Genomic DNA, 18,091 nt, shown 5'->3' with positions numbered 1-18,091 from the left:
CACTGTGCGAAACTGCATTGGCGACGCAGCCGGAGCATCGCGGCGCGCTGCTCGGCCGCGCGGACAACGCACTACAGCGCGGAGATCAGGCGGCAGCACTGGCACATGTCGAAGCGGCACTGGAGATACGACCTGACGACCGCGTGCTGTTGCTGAAGCAAGCGGCAGTACTTCAGGCCATGCAGCGTTATGATATGGCTGCGGCTTTGCTTAAACGGTTACATAAGTGTTGGCCAGGCGATACGGGGGCATTGACAAACCTTGCGAGCGTACTGCGCGCCACCGGGCAAGAACAGCAGGCAATTTCTCTGCTCGAAGAATCGCTTGAGCTAAACCCTCATTCAATACTACTACTATCGTCGCTTTTGGACATATATGAGTTCAGATCGAATGATGATCGCTATTTGCAGCTGCTGGTACGTCTGGCCGGACTCGAACACAGTGGCCAGTCTTCGCGGCTGTGTAAATTGGTTGAGGCATATGAAAAAGCAGACGACTTCGGAACAGCAAATAAAGTTATCGACGAGCTGATAACAAAGGCTAAAAAGAATTTAATCCCTCCCCTCCCCTGGTTGTTAATTGACCGAAATCGTGCAGATGATGCTTTACGCGTTATTCGCGGCTGGGTACATCAGAACCCTGACGATAAGAGAACCGCACAAATCGCAGCGCCAGCACTGAACGTGATTGGCGGCGAGGCCTTGGAAGACCTTGAAGTGCTACGGCTTAAAATGCCAGATGCATTTGAGATCCAGGGCTACTCTTCCCCCGATTTGCGCAACGCCATGGATGGCGATCCAAATATTCCAATGACTATACCGATAAACAATCTACGGGCCGCATGGTCTGTTACCGATCAGAATCGATACGAATTCGAAAGTTGGGCAAGGGCCGCTCGACGAGCAACCACCCGTTGGCGCATGTTTGTCTCAACTTTCGCGTCGTCACCAGAAACACTTGACCTATTAGATGAATATATCGACACCCCCGAACTGGATGAACTGGAAGCCTTAGCGGATAAAAAACGCCCGTTCATTATTGTCTCGTCGCATTTTGGCCCACCAGCAACGTTATGGTATTTTACAAAGAGGTTTCCGGAACTTCATTATTTTATGGCTGCACGATCTGTTGCATCAGTGGGAAATCCGTCATTAAATCCAATCAGACTTGACTATACCCGCCCAACATCAGCAAGGAAAATTATCGATATTCTTAAGACTGGGGCCCCAATAATCGTCGCCAACGATGTACACCACAATGTGCTCAATAAAATGAATACACGTAGTGCAGCAAATGGTTCTTTGTTTGGAAAACCTTACGCGGTATCGCCCATAGTACCGAAGATTTCTGCCAAGTATGGTCTTCCAACTTATTGGGTACAGTCATTTTTTGTTCAGGGGCGAATAACATTTGAACTCGAACGCCTGCCAGATCCGTTACCATCTGAAGATATGAAAACTTGGTGTGACCGTTGGGCGACTAGTTATCTAGGAAAGTTCGAGAAAGTCATGACTGGCGACCCGGAAAACTTAAACCTGCTGTCTCCGGTGTGGAACTATCTTCAAGATTGAACATAATTTAATATGGATATTGAGCTAGTGAACACACTCACACAAAGAACCAACGAAAGCCAAATCCTGAGCCTTCGCGACAGTCTGGAAAAGTGCCAGAAATTCGTAGCGGATTTCCCAGAACTGGTACCCAGATATCAGCTAGCCAAACAAGTCATACGGGCATTTCGGAGACCCGCCTTTTATGAAATGAGCCAAAGGTGCAATCTGTGGTGCGAAGGCTGTTATTATTTCGAGAACAAAAATCGTATCGAAGTCACCCATGAGCCGCGCCAAACGGAGTGGGAAAGCTTTTTTGATACTGAACACAGCCGCAACGTAACGATGGGGTATTTTGTCGGAGCAGAACCCGCATTGGAAGTCGATCGTCTGCGTGCGGCTGTGGGGCGAATCCCTTATGGAAAGATCGGTACAAACGGTACAATCCGCATTGATTCCGATATTCAGTTCCGAATAGGTATTTCAGTTTGGGGGGACGAAGAAACAGATACTTCGCTTCGCGGGGGATCCGTGCTGCGCAAGGCACTGCGTAATTATCAAGGAGACCCGCGGGCGATCATGCTTTTTACGCTATCTCCATGGAATCTGCATACCGTACCAACGGTTCTGGATGCCTGCAGAGATCACGGACTACCGGTAACCTTTAGCATGTTTTCACCGACCCATACCTATCTCGACAAGATCCGTCGTCAAACTCCGGCGGACAGCCAGTTCTACCGAATTGCAGCGACAAAGGGGGCACCGGTGTTTACGCCTGACGATCTTGACCGTACGTCAGATATACTGTCGCTTGCCATGGAAACGCATCCCGATATCGTCTTATTTTCCGATGCCTATCGCGAATGGATTACACGACCGGGACCTCTTTACAACATTGATCAGGAAACAGGTATTGCAAATGATTGCGGCTCCCGCATCAGAGGAGCACTGCGCTATCATTCGACCGGTCTGCAACCGGCCGCGGTCAAATGCTGTACGCCCGATGTCGATTGTTCGGAGTGCAGGCTCTATAGCGGTAGCTGGTCCTCTCAGTTCCGGCCAGCTCCCGAGTATCTGCAAACAGTACAAACCTTTCGAAACTGGCTGGATATGATTGAGGTGCTCGGTCGGATCTTTCTCTATCCGCTGCCTCCGGCTTACGATGAACTGGTGGCCCGACAATAGAACGGAGCCCTTAAGATGACATCTGATTTCAATACTCCTAAGACCTTCGAGCAAATATTTGATCAGGAAATATTCGGGCCTGTCGCACGCGCTCTTTACGCAGATAGCGGTTTCTATAATCTGGGATATTGGAACGCCGAACTGGAACCAATTCCTGCCAACATGCCCGTTGCCGCACGAGCGCTGGCACACCGACATTTGGTGTCCGAAAGCCCGCAGGATCTGCTGAACGTATCATCAGTTCTGGATGTCGCCTGTGGTCTCGGCGCGACAACGGCTGTATTTGAACGAGCATATAAAAATGCACAGATTACCGGCCTGGGTAATTCGCAACAACAGCTTGATGCGGCCGCCATGCGTTGCCCGAAGGCACGCTTCCTGAGAATGGATGCCGCAAAGATGGATATTCCCGCACAAAGTATGGACCGGATTCATTGTGTCGAGGCTGCGTTCTATTTCGAGACACGGCTCGACTTCCTGAAAAGGGCTCGCTCGGCGCTACGTCCCGGCGGTCGACTGGTACTGACCGACATACTGTACCGTAGCGGACGAGGGCTCCATATCCCGCGTCACAGCGTGGGGATGACCCAATCCAACTTTCTGAATGAGGCCCGACAGGCCGGGTTCATTGTGAGGCGATTCGACGACATTACCGAACACACCCTGGAGCCGTTCATAAAAGTCGTTTCGGAACTCGGGCGCCCACTCTGGGGCCGCTTGATGCGCCGGGCAGTGCGCAGTTACCATCTCGTTGAATTGGAACCCGATCAGAAAAAGATGGGGTCGGTATAATGTTCATTCCTCGACTTGAATTTACCGGCAACAGTGACCGGTTACAATCGGTTACCCGCGCCATTCGTCTCCCCGAAACAAGCTGGCCCGCCGCGATACTTGAAAAACCAATCATTGCGGCAAGGATCCGCCAGACATCGCTGGCTCTTGTGTGCGAGCCCGAGGCGGTGCGCCAGATACTGGGAGGCAAGCCCGGTCTCTTTCCAAAATGGCTGCCCATCTACCGGCCAACCGCGGGACGCGATACCGGACCAAACAGCATGTTTGTCACGACTAATGAGCGTTGGCGCATTCTCCGCCACGCCTTTGCTCCCATGTTTGCCCCGGAGCGGGCCGAGTTGCTGGTCGCCAACGCCGTGGCGGCAACCCACAGGTCGATACGGACGTGGCACGGCAACTGCGATATCAACCTGCCGATAACGCGTGTCGCGCTCGATGTTATCTGGCGGACACTGCTAGGTGATGAGCCGCAATCCGAACCTTCTCCCCTGCTTTGCCCCGTTGCCCGAGGTGTAACCGAAGCCAACAGCGATAACGACCTGACCAGGGCCGGCGAATGGATCGCGCAGCTTGCCAAGACTATCGCTCATCGCGATGCCGGTCCTGCGATCCAGCCGGATAACCCCTTTGCTGCGCTTACCCGATCTGATCCGGCGGCTGCAACCATCCTGTCAAAGGGTGAAATCGATGATAATTTCCTGGCGTTGCTCTATGCGGGGCAGGAGACGACGGTACTGGGCGTGGTATGGGCACTCTGGCTGATTGGGCAGGCCCCTGATCTGCAGCGCCGGCTTCGCGCCGAGACAGAGCAGGTTCTAGGAGGCAGGCGGCCAACTGTTGCCAACTTACGGCAGTTGGTCCTGTTGGATTCTGTGCTAAAGGAAACACTGCGTCTGTTTTCGCCGTCCGTCACGACTGTCCGGACATGCACGCACCCCGTTACTCTGGCGGGACAAGAACTGCCTTCCGGTAGTGTATTGGTTGTTCCGATTTATGCAATCCACAGGCATCGCGCATTATGGCGTGAACCCGACAAGTTCATCCCGGCCCGGTTTGCCGATGATCAGTCCCAGCCAATGTCATTCATTCCCTTTAGTGCCGGTCAACACACCTGCCTTGCGGCCAAGAGCAGTTGGCTGGAAATGCTGGCGATATTGGCAACGGTAATCGGCTTGGGTCACGTCACCACATTCGAGGCCGAGCAGATGCGCCTTCATACAAATTTGGTGCTGCGCCCGAGCCGAAACCCGGTAGTAGAATTCAAGTACATTGACGCCAAGACAAAGTAAACAGAGAACCCCATTGCACCCTATGCACGTTCCGAAGTCTGATCTTGCCCACCTGACTAAATCGACGAGTTAGTACAGAGCTGGCGGTCGTAACGCATGGACTCACCGTTTCAAAAAACGGTTTCGAACCAAACGATACGCTTTGGTCTTCACACTATCCGGCTTGGCTGTGGAGCGTTGGATCGCGAGCAAAGCGATCGCCGTTTCGGCATTGACCTGGTCGCCCGTCTTGGGATCAACATAGACCGGATAAAGCATCAGCGTGCCGGCGACCAGCTGCTCCAGGCTCAGGCGCCGCGTACGTCGCTCACACTGCAGCCGATCCTGGGTCAGCCCCCAGCCGGCATAAAATGGCATGCCATAGGTCACGACTTTCACACCGCGAAGCAGGGCTTCAAACCCGCTGAGGGACGAGAGCGTGTGCACTTCATCAACCCGATCGAGAAGATCGGTAATGGCAACATCCCCTATCTCCAGATCGCAGAGACGCGCCGCATTGATGTCACCATAACGCCCTCCTCCCACCACATCCGGATGCGGCTTGTAGATAATAAAGGCGTCTGGATTGGTCTCGCGCACCGCCTCGAGCAGCCCGAGATTCGTTTTGATAACCGGTGAGCCTTTTGCAATCGACGCATCGGTTTCCACCTGCCCCGGCACCAGGATCAACCGCCGGTTGCGCGGTAAATCAAGTGGTGCCGACGTGCCGACGTTGTATTTCGACACGCGAAGCGCAACGAGCTTTGCACGCAGGACGCTCGCACGCCCCAGCAGATCAGGCGCAAAGTCCGTTTCCTGCAGCAGGACCTCAAGGTCGCTTGGCGCGGTGGCATCGTAATAGATTCCCCGCGAATCAAGCACCAGCGACAATGGCCGCACAAGATCGGCGCCCAACCCCACCGAACGCACAAACCCGTCCTCCATACGCCACAGCGCGACTCCAGCAATGGAACAGGCAGAGACAAACTCAGGTGCGAGCGCGCTGGCCCAGCTGACGACAGCCGTCTGCGAGCCAACACACTCCAGCAATTCAGGATGACGGCGACCAAAGCGTAGCGCCGCTGCCGATCCGAGAAATGAAGGCACGAACGACCGCTTCCAGCGCGAAAAGCCGGCCCCCAGCCAGTCGCCACGCAGGCGCTCCAGCATGCGCTTCTGGTCGGCGATTAACGCGATGGTGTCTTCCAGCTCGCAGCGCTCCCCGGTATAGGGGTTAATGTATCGGCAATAACGCAGATAGGCCGCAGCAAATACCTGCTCGAGCGAGCGCTGAACACCCCGTCGCTCACACTTCTGGCGATCCCTTGTGAGACCCCAGCCAGCATAGAACGGCATACCGAAACAATGCACCTCCTTGCCCGCCATCAGCGCATCAAAACCCAGCTGGCTCGTCACCACGTAGACCTTGTCAACGGCATCCAACAACGCCCATGGCGACAGATCTTCCCCGATCAACCTGCAGTGGCGCGCCTGGGCCAGCTCCAGCAGATACCCCTTCTTCTTGCCGCAGATCACATCGGGGTGGACCTTGACCAGAACCTCCGCACCCGGATTCTGGGCTATCGCAGCCTCAAGCATTCGCGTGAAGGTACTTTCTTCTGCCAGACCGTAGCCAATCGATGGGTCGCCGAATGTCTGGTCAACGACCAGTACCCGTGGCTCCCCTTCGCAGGAGCCACGCACCCTAGGGCACATCCCTGCGGCGAACGACTCTGGCTCGGCGCTGGTTCGCAAAGGAGGCATTGCTCCTGTGCTGTACGGTGCCACCTCGTCGTAGGAGCCGCGCCTCGCGGCGAACAACTCTGATCCCAGTTGCACATCTGGCGCATGGTTGTATTTGGAAAGGCGATAACGACGTAGCAGCTCCATACATGCCTGGGCCCGCGCAAGCTCTGCGGTGGAGAAATCCGCCGTAGAAATCAGTTGCTCAAGATCACTCGGACGGGTGGCATCGTAGTAAATGCCGGTCGCGTCAACAATCAGGCTATGCAGCGGTGCGCCCGCAACGCCGAGGCCCAAGGAGCGCAGAAAGCCATCCTCGAGCGACAGATAGGGCAGCCCCTTTTTAGCAGCATAGCGGCGTGCTCTATCCGCAGTAGGCTTCAGCCCCCAGCCCGCGACTTGGCTGATTTCCCTGCCTGGAGTATTCCAGCCGATACGCCGGCTGGGCGACTCTAACAACTGGTCCAGAAAAGGTATACACGCAATTCCCGGTGAAAAATAGCCGATCATAGCGAGTTACGCGCACCTTGCAGCAGACGGGCCCGATAGGCTTCGTCCCCTGCCAGCTGCAGAATGGCCTCAACCCAGGCCGCTTTGTCCATCGGTACCAACAGCCCATTGTCACCGTGCCGAACGATACGTTCGTATATGGCTCCCGGAGCATAAATACCCACGGCACCGGCCTGGGTGATATCAAAAAACTTGGTATGCGAGCGCGCTCGATTGAAAGGTGAATCGAGCAAAGGGGCAAGACCAATCGTGCGCCCGGGCCGCTGCAGCAATGCCTGATACGCAGGCCACTTCATCGAATGCAGCACATGGACCCGCGGCAAATTGGCAAACAGTTTACGCACCTTTTGATTACCAATGATTTCGAATACAAGCAAGGGCGCACGCTCAAGTACTTCAGCAACAATAGGATAGAGCCACTCAATCTCATCATAATGTGAAGCAGACCCATGATAAAACAGCGTCGTGACGGTTTCAGTCTGCGCCCTTGTTGCCTTTGGTTGCAGTAGAACCGGCTTCCAGGATGCGTATTTTTCAACCAGATAAGGTGTAGACACCCAGAGTTGCGCATCTATTTCTTTAAGCCAGCCCTGGTGTCGCCAGGCCAGATTGAATAGCTTCCATCGATACCGCAAGGGCATACCTTTAGTTGCCTTAAAATCAAACAGGTCATCATCCATGAAGAAATTGATTTCCGATATCCTATCTTGATTGTCTGATACAAACTTTTTCCAGAGCGGCGGAACATAACGAACAAAAACCACTTCTGATCTGTCAAAAGCCTCAAGCTTAGGAAGTTCATCGAAATGCATTTTTACTACAGACTTATGAAAAACGTAAGGCCGTATAAAAAAATCGGAAGATGGGTTTTCACCATCTTGAACTAAAAATATAGTTGGACGCCCCAAATTATCAGACACCATGTCCGCCAGTCTTTAACAAATTTTTAGATTCTAAAGTAGATAGACGAATAGAAATTGGCAACTACTGCGTTTAGCGAATCGACTGAAACTCCTAGCAACTAATACTTTCAAATACAATAAACCAACTTTACTCGAAGGTACTAACGAAATCTAGAAAGCAGTTTTTTAATCGAACTTCCACCAAACTGGCTTCGTTTAGCTAATTCAAGCTCTTTTACAAGTGCCCTGTACTTATGATCCAGATCAGCCAGACCTTCTAGGGCCGCAGCTGCTAGCCTATCAGAATCACCCACAACAGGCGCGATCATGCCTGCCTCTTCTAACATTTTGTCCGAGTAAGAATCAGCATCCCACCACGCAGCATCCCTCTCAAATAGCAATCTCTGATCAGGATCCAAAAGGTGGATAAGTTCTTGATTACCATTGAGGTTGCTATCTATGATGCTCTTTACTATCCCTTGCGGAATAACCCAGGGCGTGGGAGACCGCCCAATCTTCAGATGACGACCAATGGAGAAATCAATTGCCGAATCGTGAGCATTCTTTCTTAAACCCTGATGACGCTGAAAAATACGCAGAACCGACCCCGGCAAACTGAGATTAATCTTATCCAATTTGGGAGAATCAGTACCCAATAACGCATAAAAATCAGGCAAAATATCACTTGGTAACACCCTGACAGTTACCCGGTTTACACCAGGAACCTGTTCCCAAGCACGGACCACTTTAGCCCAACGCGTTTTATCAAGATTGGCAGAAACCCACTCCTCGAGCGGTTTTCCCGTCCAGGCCCCCCATTGCCACCATGCCGAATTGTACCAGCCAACTTGAGGCCTGATATAAATCACTATATGACAGTCTAGACCCAGGCGTTCCAGTAATCTAGTATCGACAAAAATATCGTGCCGGTTGCCCCAGCCTTCGTTGGAAAGAATTATCGATTCCGAACGATAGCGACCCAGCAGCGATTTAAGCCTGGATGCCTTGAGTGACGACAGTTCTTGCACTCCCCTAGCACCAAAAGAAGGAATGTAACCCGCTGCGGAGTAACTATTTTGCGATGAAAGCTCCGACCCGGCCAGCAAAATACCATTGCTTCTCAAGGCGACGTAGTTAAAGCGACCATGTTCAGCCGAACTAATCACCGGTGCAGACGAGAGAGCGGACTGCAAGGCGCTACTCCCACATTTAGGCATACCAACGTGTAATATGCACTTTATACTCATTTACACCTCATATGCTGAATCATTGCTTTTGGAAAGCCAATACAACGGTCCTACTACTTTCCAACACAGTAACCTGTCTATAAATAGTCTTTTCAGTAAGTGATGGGAGAAATTTTGTACGCCCCTCACTTGAACTATTCATTCTCAGTTAATAGAATCCACCCAGAATTAAATATTATACGGAATCTTCTCAAAGCACCTATTTCAAAATAGTAGCATTGGTTATTGCCGCAAGATATGACACTGAATCAGTCGGACGGGAATAGTAGTCATTATTTACCTAGTCAACGATACAGAAGTGCTGAGCTATTGTGCTAGTGAAATAATAAGAAGAGAAGCCTACATCTATTTTCAAGTAAGATTGGTTTAAACCCTATTTACTCAACAAATATATTTAATATGAACGCGTTAAATATATCAAATTAACAACTGAACCATATCTTTAGCACTTTTTAGCTTTGATAAATTCAACACAGTTGCTTTTTCGCCAAACAGGTCATAAACCACCTTAATAACTTGGTCAAACTCAGTTAAGCTATGGCATTCTTCGCTTATAAATATATATTTATAAAACTGCGCTTCTTGATATATAAAAATATATATTTTTCTTTGTCGCATACTTGGAGAATGCGTTTAATTCTCTTATTAATAATCTATTGGATGTTAGACAAACTCAGCTTTGGATCATATTTACCTTTAAACTTTTTTATAAAGCGAATTTATGCCAGTTGTAATTCGCCAGAATAAATTTATTCTTTATATCTAGTTTATAGTACCCAAACGTAGAGCCTAGATACTTCTGTTTCATTTTTAGATGAGCTCGAGTTCTACAACTACAACTACAACTACAACTATCGGAAGCTTAAACGCTAAAAAATTATTTAAAATGCTCTTGCATGTAAATGGGATTCAGAATATAAACATTGACATTTGAATGCATTCATCATGCACGAACAGGCTTCATTACTCTAACCTAGTATACAAAGGAAGATTAAAGCATTATTACCTAATCAAATACAAAATGGCAATCAACTTCTAATGATAAAATATATTCCAAACAACACCTTAATTAGGAGCAGGAATTCATTTCAAGTTTAAGTTCAATCCATTACTATAGTTGATAATCTTATACGAAAACCGCATTAGTAAAAGAGTTAATTAATTAGCGGCGGCGACTACTTTTAAAACTTCCTGCGCTACTTCCGCCTGAGTTGGCCACCTAGGTGCCTTCCATTCAGAATCTAGCTCAGGCAAAGCTTCATAAAACAATCTCCCATCCTTTCTACCAATATATTCCTGAGCTATATAAGTGTAATCTTTCTCATAGCTATCAAGTAGTTTTAGTAAAAACTGGGGGTTAATCAGCTCCTTAAGTGAATGAGTATCGTCACTCCGGAAAGAACGAGCATGATCGAGCAGCTTTTTATGAATTTCAGGATTGGTATCAATTCGCTGAAAAATATCCATAAGTTGGACACTTGCCAGCGTTAACGAGCTGTTCTCTCTCTGATCCATTCGGGGCATCTGCTCTGCCAATTCTCTGGCTCCTATGGACTCAAGAAAATCATATGCCAGATCAGGCTGATTCTGCTCAGGCTCATACGGTCGAACAATAATATTATTCCGTCCTACAATTTTAGACCAACGATCAATCAAATACCGATAATCGCCATAGTATTTATTGCGTTTTAGATTATAATTAATAAATCCTTGTGGCCCTTGGTTCCACGGCGGAAGGTGCTTCATTTTAACAGCTTGAGAGTATGCGGAAAGCCACCAGTGATCGTGCCGCCGCAAATAAACTACAATTTTAATTTGATAATCTTTAAAAAAATCAGTAACACAAGAGGCAGATTTGTTTAGCAAAAAGTCCTCCGAACTTAAAATAACAGTATGTACCCGTTTTCCAAGCTCGGACTTAAATCTCTTTTTCAAAATATCAAGGTCTTTGATCCATGAACTATTCACACCTGGATTAGAAAACCCTAAGGATGCACTAAATGCATAGTGTGCATTTCCTATCAGACCAGTTTCAGGGTAAAGCACCCCTGATTTCAATAATCTTTTTCTGTTAGAGAAAAAATAAGACTGTAACGCTGTTGTCCCAGTCTTGTTCATTCCGACGTGCAATATAACCGTAGGTTTTCTATTTCCGGGAAATAAATTAAAATACATAAACTATGATCTTTTAAAGTTCGTCTAAGGGTAAATACTAAACTTTTGATTTAGCAATATAGAAAACTTTTTCTTACTGTAATGACAATCGGCTTTATTTTCGTTTATTAGCTCGTCCAGGGGGTACCAACCCTACGGGACTACGCAAGGCTGTAGCTCGTCCGTTAAAAAGAGAGCGGCATTACCAGGGTTAACGGGACATCCGCATGCTCAAGGCGCAGCAGAAAATCTCTGGCTGCTTCCGCTCGATGGGACTCTGCCGCGTACGCAGTTAATCAGTCGACGGCACGCAGGCAGGGCCTAAGTGGTTCCGAGGTATTGACGTTTCTGTTCGAGGAGTGGTTGCCGGGCTTCACGGAAACGCCAGAAGATAATGCCGAAACCTTTTCAAATCAAATCAGCTGAATAGTTGCCATTATTTTTAAATCATCAGGCTCAAAACTAACTTTAACGTTATCATAATAGCTGAAAGGCTTCCTTGCTGCATAGCTAGGAAAGATGTTCCCAGCATTATCATTAGTCTTATAGTTCAAAGCCGCCGGATTACTAACGAATACTATCTTTTTCTTATATTACGAACCAAAACCAATAAGATAAGATAAGATAAGATAAGATAAGATAAGATAAACAGCTGCACACAAAACATCGATGTAGGTAACATCATCAAATTTAGTTCAGCATATCTATTATTTACCATGGCAAAGCTAAGTGAATCCAAGATTAAAACATACAACAACAAATAATAAACTTTTACTGATTTAACTTTACTGAGCAAAGCAAATGCTCGCTTTGATCAAATTTTAAATATAAATAGCCACTTTCTGAAAATGGTGTAGACGATATAAACCTTGCCCTACCTGCCATATCTTCACCAATGAATTTATTTCTTATCCTAGGAGAGATCAAATGGGTTTTAAAATAAATTTCGTTTCCATCGTTGCACTTCATGTACATCGTCCATTTATTTTCCATTTTGTTATCAAAAATCGCCCCCGATATAAAAAACTCACCATCTTTCAATCCTACGTAAGGCATCCATACCTCAAATAAACTAAGATTGTTGGCGTATTCAGAAGGCGAAATTTCTACTTTCCCAGCATTTAATAGTGTTATTCGCCCTAATCTATTGGCTTTTTCAACTAATACGCTAGCCTCAGGGAACACAAGGTATTTTTCTTTAGTGCCCTGACCGCCGCCTCTTAACATCTTATCCAACTCTAAATCACTAGGTGTTTTTTGAGAAAGGCCTAGTAATTTGAAAGCATGTTTAATTAAAAGTTGGCTGTGTTCATAAACACCTTTGTATATAGATTCAAAAGTTAAGCAGATAGGTGTCTCACCTATTTCTTTCAGGTTTTTATAAATTAGTTTTATTTTACGCCTACACATTTCTTCATGAGTTATTAGTCTTTCAACATCAACCGGCGTAGAAAAAATATCATTAGAAATTTCAACTGTCTTTTTATGCTCTTTACCCCAAATACCTGTTAATTGTGCGTAATTTAGACTTAATAATCTATCTGAAGCGTACTCTCTATACAAAAAAACATGCTTATAGCCAACTTTTTGGCTTTCTTCGGCCAGAACTCTATTCAAAAAATCCGGCATAATCTCAAAACAATGCTTAATTAAAGGTTTATCTTTTAAGACGTTTTTTATTTCTTTTCTCAAGCGAGCTTCATCACTGTTTTCCATCCATGCCTTTGTTATATGACCCAAGATACGATCACCATTAAAGGGTTCGTGTTGAATAGCCGAAAACTTGGAAGCCGCAAACAGAGCATCACCTAGATTAGTGCCACCAGACCGTCTCAAAGTCCATATAATAAATGGAGATTCTCCTGTTAATTCTGTTTCACCATCTTTCATGTTCGAACCTTTAAAAATATTACAATCTCTTTCGTATTCGCTAAGAATTAATTGGGGGTTATACTGCCCTTTAAGCAATTCATAATCTTTCTGATAAAACCATAAAATAAAGTCGAGCTCACTTTTTTTTAATGAACTTAATTTTAATTTAGGTCCTTCTGTTTGCTCTCTACCAAAACGAACCATATCTCCAGTGTAGGAAGACAGATCGTTTTCCAAGTCTTTAATATTTTCTATTTTATACACATTGCTAAAATAAGAGAGATCGTCACCATCAAGGAAATCAACTATTGGCCTGAAATGATGCCTAATAGTTTCAACGCGCATATAGTCAACGAAGTATTCAATAAATTCCGATATGCTAGGATCATACTTCTTAATAATACCGACTAAATCTGAGTGATTCCTTTCAATATAGTTTCTAGATAATTCTCTATGATGTATAACTCGATTAGAATAGGCTGATAAGAATCTTTTCACTGGATCACGCACGACAATAAATCTAAACTCTAACTTCTTTAAGGGACCCGACATATTGCGTCGCATATATTCATGAACATGCGTTCCAATAGAGCCCTCATCGAAAGGCATTCCTTTCTCAATTCTATACAACTCCTTTTTAATAGATGTACAGGCAGTCTTAGGAATAAACCGATACCCTATTTTTTTTGAAACAAAAATATTCCCTTTCATGGATCACCTATACAACTTAAATTTTAATCTTCACGGAGCAATCAGAGTCAGCAAAAAAACCTTTCATTTCATGGAGCATAGAAAAATATCTTCTATATTCTTTAGCTCCATCGTAATGCTGCTTACGTTTAATTTCTTCTATAATTTTTTCCTTAAATGCAGCATGGTATTTAAAGTGACAAAATTGCACTGGCATATCTGCGACTTTAACCGCAGCAGCATAATGAATGCCCTGAGAAAATCGCATCCAAGGCTTGTATTTCACTAATGCATATTTTTGCGAAACAAAAGCATTAGGTTCAGAATTAGTATCTATTCTATGACGAAGACTACTAGCCCAGTTTTTACTATTAGAATACCAACCAGAGCCTAATGCCCACTCCTTTAGCGGCTCTTTGTCATGCCAGTTAGCTACTTCAAAGGGGTCATCTCGCGTAAAGTCTGCTTCACAAAGGTCTCCAAACGGATACATATCAATCATATCTGTTCGAATACAATCAGCGCCCTCAATCTCCACCTCCTTGACAAACTTTACAAGAGTTTTTTTATTCATTTCGGGATAGGTAAGCAATTCATCGGCATCCGCTATCAACACCCACTTGTTAATACAATGGTTAGCAAGTATAGCTTGCTGCCATGCAACACCATAGTGAGAGTGCTTATACTCTGTATCTGACGAATACAACACCACATCTTGCTGTTCTAGAAGATATTCCCTGCTTCCATCGTCTGAACAGTTATCTGCAATAATAAAAGTCTCAATACCCAGTGCCCGGTAATGTTTCAAGAAATGAGGGAGCATTATCATTTCATTTCTAACCACCGCAATAACGAACATTGGCTGAGCTAATAATAACTTTACCTTATCAACATTAGTTAAAAGTTCAAGCTGGTTAGAATTTAATAGAACAGAAGGACTCCAGCAACTTGGCCATGCCTTCTTAGGCCACAGCTCTGTAGATTTTCGGTAGCCTTCGACCATGTCATGATCTTTGTCCGTATCCAGATGCACGACCTTGGTTGGTGCAGCCTTCGACGGAAAAAAAGTGTTTTCCCACATTCCTACTGGCACCGCTTCACCAAAAGTACGGCGCCGCTGGTAACACTCATAATCCTCATTTGAAGGCATAATATGCGAGAGAGATAGCAGATCGCCGACCAACTTGTCTTCCATGAAGGAACTTGCAATCAACTTACGTCCTGCAGGCAGCTTCGAATTTCCGGTAAGCGCTGCCATCGCGATACGCGATAAACAGTAGGCACCGCCACCATCGGCGTAGACAGAAGGTTCAGGTGATTTATCAATCGACTTTCTTGCCCTGTCTGTTTGAGATTTGGAATGATGCCAAGCTCTATCCATAGCACCAACTCCTCGATGGAGGGTTCGTCCGTAATAATGATGCTTTCTATAGCTCAGCGTATCGAAGTATCGATCGACGTCAAGATAGCAGTCATCGTCAATTTTCAATACATACTGGGCCCGCGTATTGCGATAGACCCAGTCGAAAAGCTTCAGGCTCTTCTTAGGCAGGTCCTCGTATGTATCGGATACGTCCAGCGCAAGCACATCACCCTCGACACGGTCATTACCATCACCTACGAGAATCAGATAAGGTATGCCCCTCGCCTGCAGATCCTTGATCCATGTGTTGCGAATCGCTTCTATTCGGCTATCGAGATATTTTCGGCACGAGTAAATAACGACCAGCGTGTCTAGCGGCCAACCTTGACCGAGTATCACCTTCTGCTCTACCGGCAAGTTAAACAATGGAGCATGTAAGGCCGTACCGAACTTCGCCCCCAAAGTCTGTTTTGTGCGTACTTTCCAGCCACGAGTCAGAGCGGTTTCAGGTAACGCCTGAATGGTCGCAATGGCAGCACATATCGGAGCCGGTAGATAGAAGTCCTGTTTCGCTTCCGCTAAAGCCTTATGTAGCGAATCATCCAGCCGCATCAGTAAATCGGCCCGATCACCGAAGGATTCACCTGCTATCCGATAGCCGGTAGCCAATAGATCCGCCGTCAGAAACATGCCGTTCCAGTTATTCATCGCTCCAACCCTGTCCTGCAGTTCATGCAATATCTTGACAACCGGCGCTTGCTCCGACTGTTCAATCTGCAGAAGCAAACGTTTGATTGAATTCGCCGCCTGGACCTGAGCCTCATACAGAACACTGTGCGTACGCCCAGTCTTCAACCGCAAGCTATCAAACATCGAGGTTCGATAATCGCTTATTATCCCGTCCAAGTCCTTATGTGCAATCACAGGGCTTGCTGCAAGCCGTACGGCTTCTATCGGATCGCTGTCAAGAAGTTGAGCGATAAGCACTTGAGCGACCTCACTATCAGTATCGCCCAAGCCTGGCAGTACGTTCGCGATCACTTCTCGCAGGGCCATAACGGCCTCGGGATTCCCCTGCTGCATAAAGAACAGTAGGGCGGCCTGAATTTCCGGCAGGTACTCATTCAAGTGAGAGTGCTCGACATTCAATGCATCGTGATACGACAACCAGTAACGTGATGCCCGTATAAATAACGAGTCGCCTATCTGCAGCTTGCTGGCGGAGACCTTTTCCCAAAATACCGGACTCATGCCATAGTGACGTACCGCCGCTTTTACCAAGTCTCGTTTATGGTAATCGGTCATGCCAGAGAGATCCGACAAGAGAGCGACCATTGCATCTATCAACATTAAATCGTGTAGCCGCGAGAACCAGTCTCCTTTAAAACCATCAAGTAGCCCAATATATGCATACCGTAGGCGCTCCGCGTCCGAATGCTCTACGTCTCCCTGGATTTCCAGTTGCTGCGTATGAACAACTGCAAAATGAACGCATTCCGTATTCAGCCACCCCTCATCGAGATGCTTGGCAATACGCCACATTGCATCAGAAGCCTGGACAATCAGACCATCGGCCACCAAGGGGCCAAGAGCTAGGGATTTTTCCCATATATTGCTACTTTGCGCTAGTTTGTGGAACTCCGAAAACCTGACTTCCTGCCTAAGGGGCCATAATTGCCCATGACGACAGAGTAGCGGTATAACTGATTTAATAAATTGTTCTTTAACAGCACCAGTTAGTCGCAGCTCCAACATCGTACGCTGCACATGCTCGAACACAGTTATTCCATTACCGACAAGCCTGGCATTCAAGTCTCGCTGAGCTTTCCAGAGAACAAGAGTTGTCGGATCGATCGCTTCGAACGTTCCCAGAGCAACAAGATTTTCGTCCTGATCTTCCGATGCACTCATGTACTGATCAAGATTCATTTTCCCCGCAAAGTCCCGGTAGTAATGCTGCTTCCTTTCGGGCAACCTATTCAGTAACTTTGAAAAACGAAGATGTTCCAGAGCTAGTAGCGACAGATATTGTTTATCTTGACCAGCTTCCATTTGAGCGATTTCGACCAGCCAATCAATAGTTTTACTACTGTTTAATATTAAAGGCTCTAAGAGCAGGAGCTCAGATCCCGACAATATATTTAACTCTACAGAATCTTCACTACCAATATATTCCCAAAGATAACCAGGAAGCTCTATTTGATAACTCTGCATGGAGAACGTTCTTGTCGAAGACTGATTTTCTACGGGGAAAACATTGCAACTTAATTGTCTTCCGTTAACTAATAGTGAAATATCTTCGAGATGACCAAAACACTCTCCGCGTATCAAAAAGTGCCCCCACGAGCTTACTGTATTCTCAATCAAAATATGTGAATTCACGCCGTCCCTTGCCTCACTACCTTTTTTAACTCCATTCAGAAATGGCTCTTGTACCAGCCTACATATGGGGTCTGGAAAATCCCCTGCGATACTCAACTCTACATTATTCGCTAACACCTTAAAGTCTCTTATATCCTTATCAGAAGACTTCATGAAACCCTGTACATGTAGGGGGAGAGTGCAATAAAATCCAGCATTACTAAACTCCGAGCCGTGATGCTGTACCACATCAGCACGATCAAGCCACTTTGGCATTAGCGGAAAAGACCGCTTTCCTAATAACACATGTAGTTCAAGGGATTTTCCTTCACGTTGGTGAGCCCAGCCTTCTATACTATCGTGCTTAATTTTTTCAACGTATCCAATAACCTGACTTTCGCGGCGTAGCTTCCGTACTAACATTGATGTTTTGCCAACCAATTTTTTCATAATA

Annotated in this window: 10 protein-coding genes and 1 pseudogene; 5 read left to right on the top strand and 6 right to left on the bottom strand. The window is 46.6% G+C overall.

Annotated features, from left to right (window positions below):
* From MRS74_RS13965 to MRS74_RS13950, 4 genes are all read left to right on the top strand, one after another.
* Positions 1–1,571 (top strand): tetratricopeptide repeat protein (locus MRS74_RS13965; protein ID WP_254580892.1); only part of this gene is annotated, 1,571 nt, incomplete at its 5' end.
* A 27-nt stretch (positions 1,572–1,598) separates the two neighbouring features.
* Positions 1,599–2,735 carry a radical SAM protein gene (locus MRS74_RS13960; protein WP_254580891.1) on the top strand — a complete coding sequence of 379 codons (1,137 nt, stop codon included), beginning with the start codon at positions 1,599–1,601 and terminating at the stop codon, positions 2,733–2,735.
* Positions 2,736–2,750: 15 nt separating this feature from the next.
* Complete coding sequence (locus MRS74_RS13955) at positions 2,751–3,527, top strand: class I SAM-dependent methyltransferase (protein ID WP_254580890.1); 777 nt, start codon at positions 2,751–2,753, stop codon at positions 3,525–3,527.
* Positions 3,527–4,816: a cytochrome P450 gene (locus MRS74_RS13950; RefSeq protein WP_254580889.1), complete on the top strand. Its 1,290-nt coding sequence runs from the start codon at positions 3,527–3,529 to the stop codon at positions 4,814–4,816. The genes MRS74_RS13955 and MRS74_RS13950 overlap by 1 nt, the downstream gene beginning before the upstream one ends.
* Positions 4,817–4,918: 102 nt before the next feature.
* On the opposite strand, the gene MRS74_RS13945 is transcribed toward MRS74_RS13950, so the two are convergent.
* The 4 genes from MRS74_RS13945 to MRS74_RS13930 all read right to left on the bottom strand — a co-directional run bounded on the left by MRS74_RS13945 (position 4,919) and on the right by MRS74_RS13930 (position 11,315).
* Positions 4,919–7,048: a capsule polysaccharide biogenesis protein gene (locus MRS74_RS13945; RefSeq protein WP_254580888.1), complete on the bottom strand. Its 2,130-nt coding sequence runs from the start codon at positions 7,046–7,048 to the stop codon at positions 4,919–4,921.
* A complete protein-coding gene (locus MRS74_RS13940) occupies positions 7,045–7,971 on the bottom strand; it encodes a glycosyltransferase family protein (protein ID WP_254580887.1) in 927 nt (308 codons plus the stop codon). Before MRS74_RS13940 ends, MRS74_RS13945 begins: the two co-directional genes overlap by 4 nt.
* Before the next feature lie 140 nt (positions 7,972–8,111).
* Positions 8,112–9,143, bottom strand: coding sequence for a hypothetical protein (locus tag MRS74_RS13935; protein WP_254580886.1), 1,032 nt, complete (start codon positions 9,141–9,143; stop codon positions 8,112–8,114).
* Positions 9,144–10,355: 1,212 nt separating this feature from the next.
* Positions 10,356–11,315: a hypothetical protein gene (locus tag MRS74_RS13930; RefSeq protein WP_254580885.1), complete on the bottom strand. Its 960-nt coding sequence runs from the start codon at positions 11,313–11,315 to the stop codon at positions 10,356–10,358.
* Positions 11,316–11,566: 251 nt separating this feature from the next.
* Here MRS74_RS13930 and MRS74_RS13925 point away from each other — a divergent pair.
* A pseudogene (locus tag MRS74_RS13925) lies at positions 11,567–11,777 on the top strand (IS66 family transposase); the annotation flags it as partial.
* A gap of 345 nt (positions 11,778–12,122) precedes the next feature.
* Here the strand turns inward: MRS74_RS13925 and MRS74_RS13920 are convergent.
* Positions 12,123–13,934: a sulfotransferase family 2 domain-containing protein gene (locus tag MRS74_RS13920; RefSeq protein ID WP_254580884.1), complete on the bottom strand. Its 1,812-nt coding sequence runs from the start codon at positions 13,932–13,934 to the stop codon at positions 12,123–12,125.
* 16 nt (positions 13,935–13,950) lie between these two features.
* Positions 13,951–18,087: a glycosyltransferase family protein gene (locus MRS74_RS13915; protein ID WP_254580883.1), complete on the bottom strand. Its 4,137-nt coding sequence runs from the start codon at positions 18,085–18,087 to the stop codon at positions 13,951–13,953.
* Positions 18,088–18,091 lie beyond the last annotated feature (4 nt).

The sequence above is a fragment of the Marinobacterium sedimentorum genome (genome assembly GCF_024267675.1).
Lineage (GTDB): Bacteria > Pseudomonadota > Gammaproteobacteria > Pseudomonadales > Balneatricaceae > Marinobacterium_A > Marinobacterium_A sedimentorum.
The sequence above is the reverse complement of the archived record's forward strand: the minus strand, read 5'-3'. Positions and strand labels throughout refer to the sequence as shown.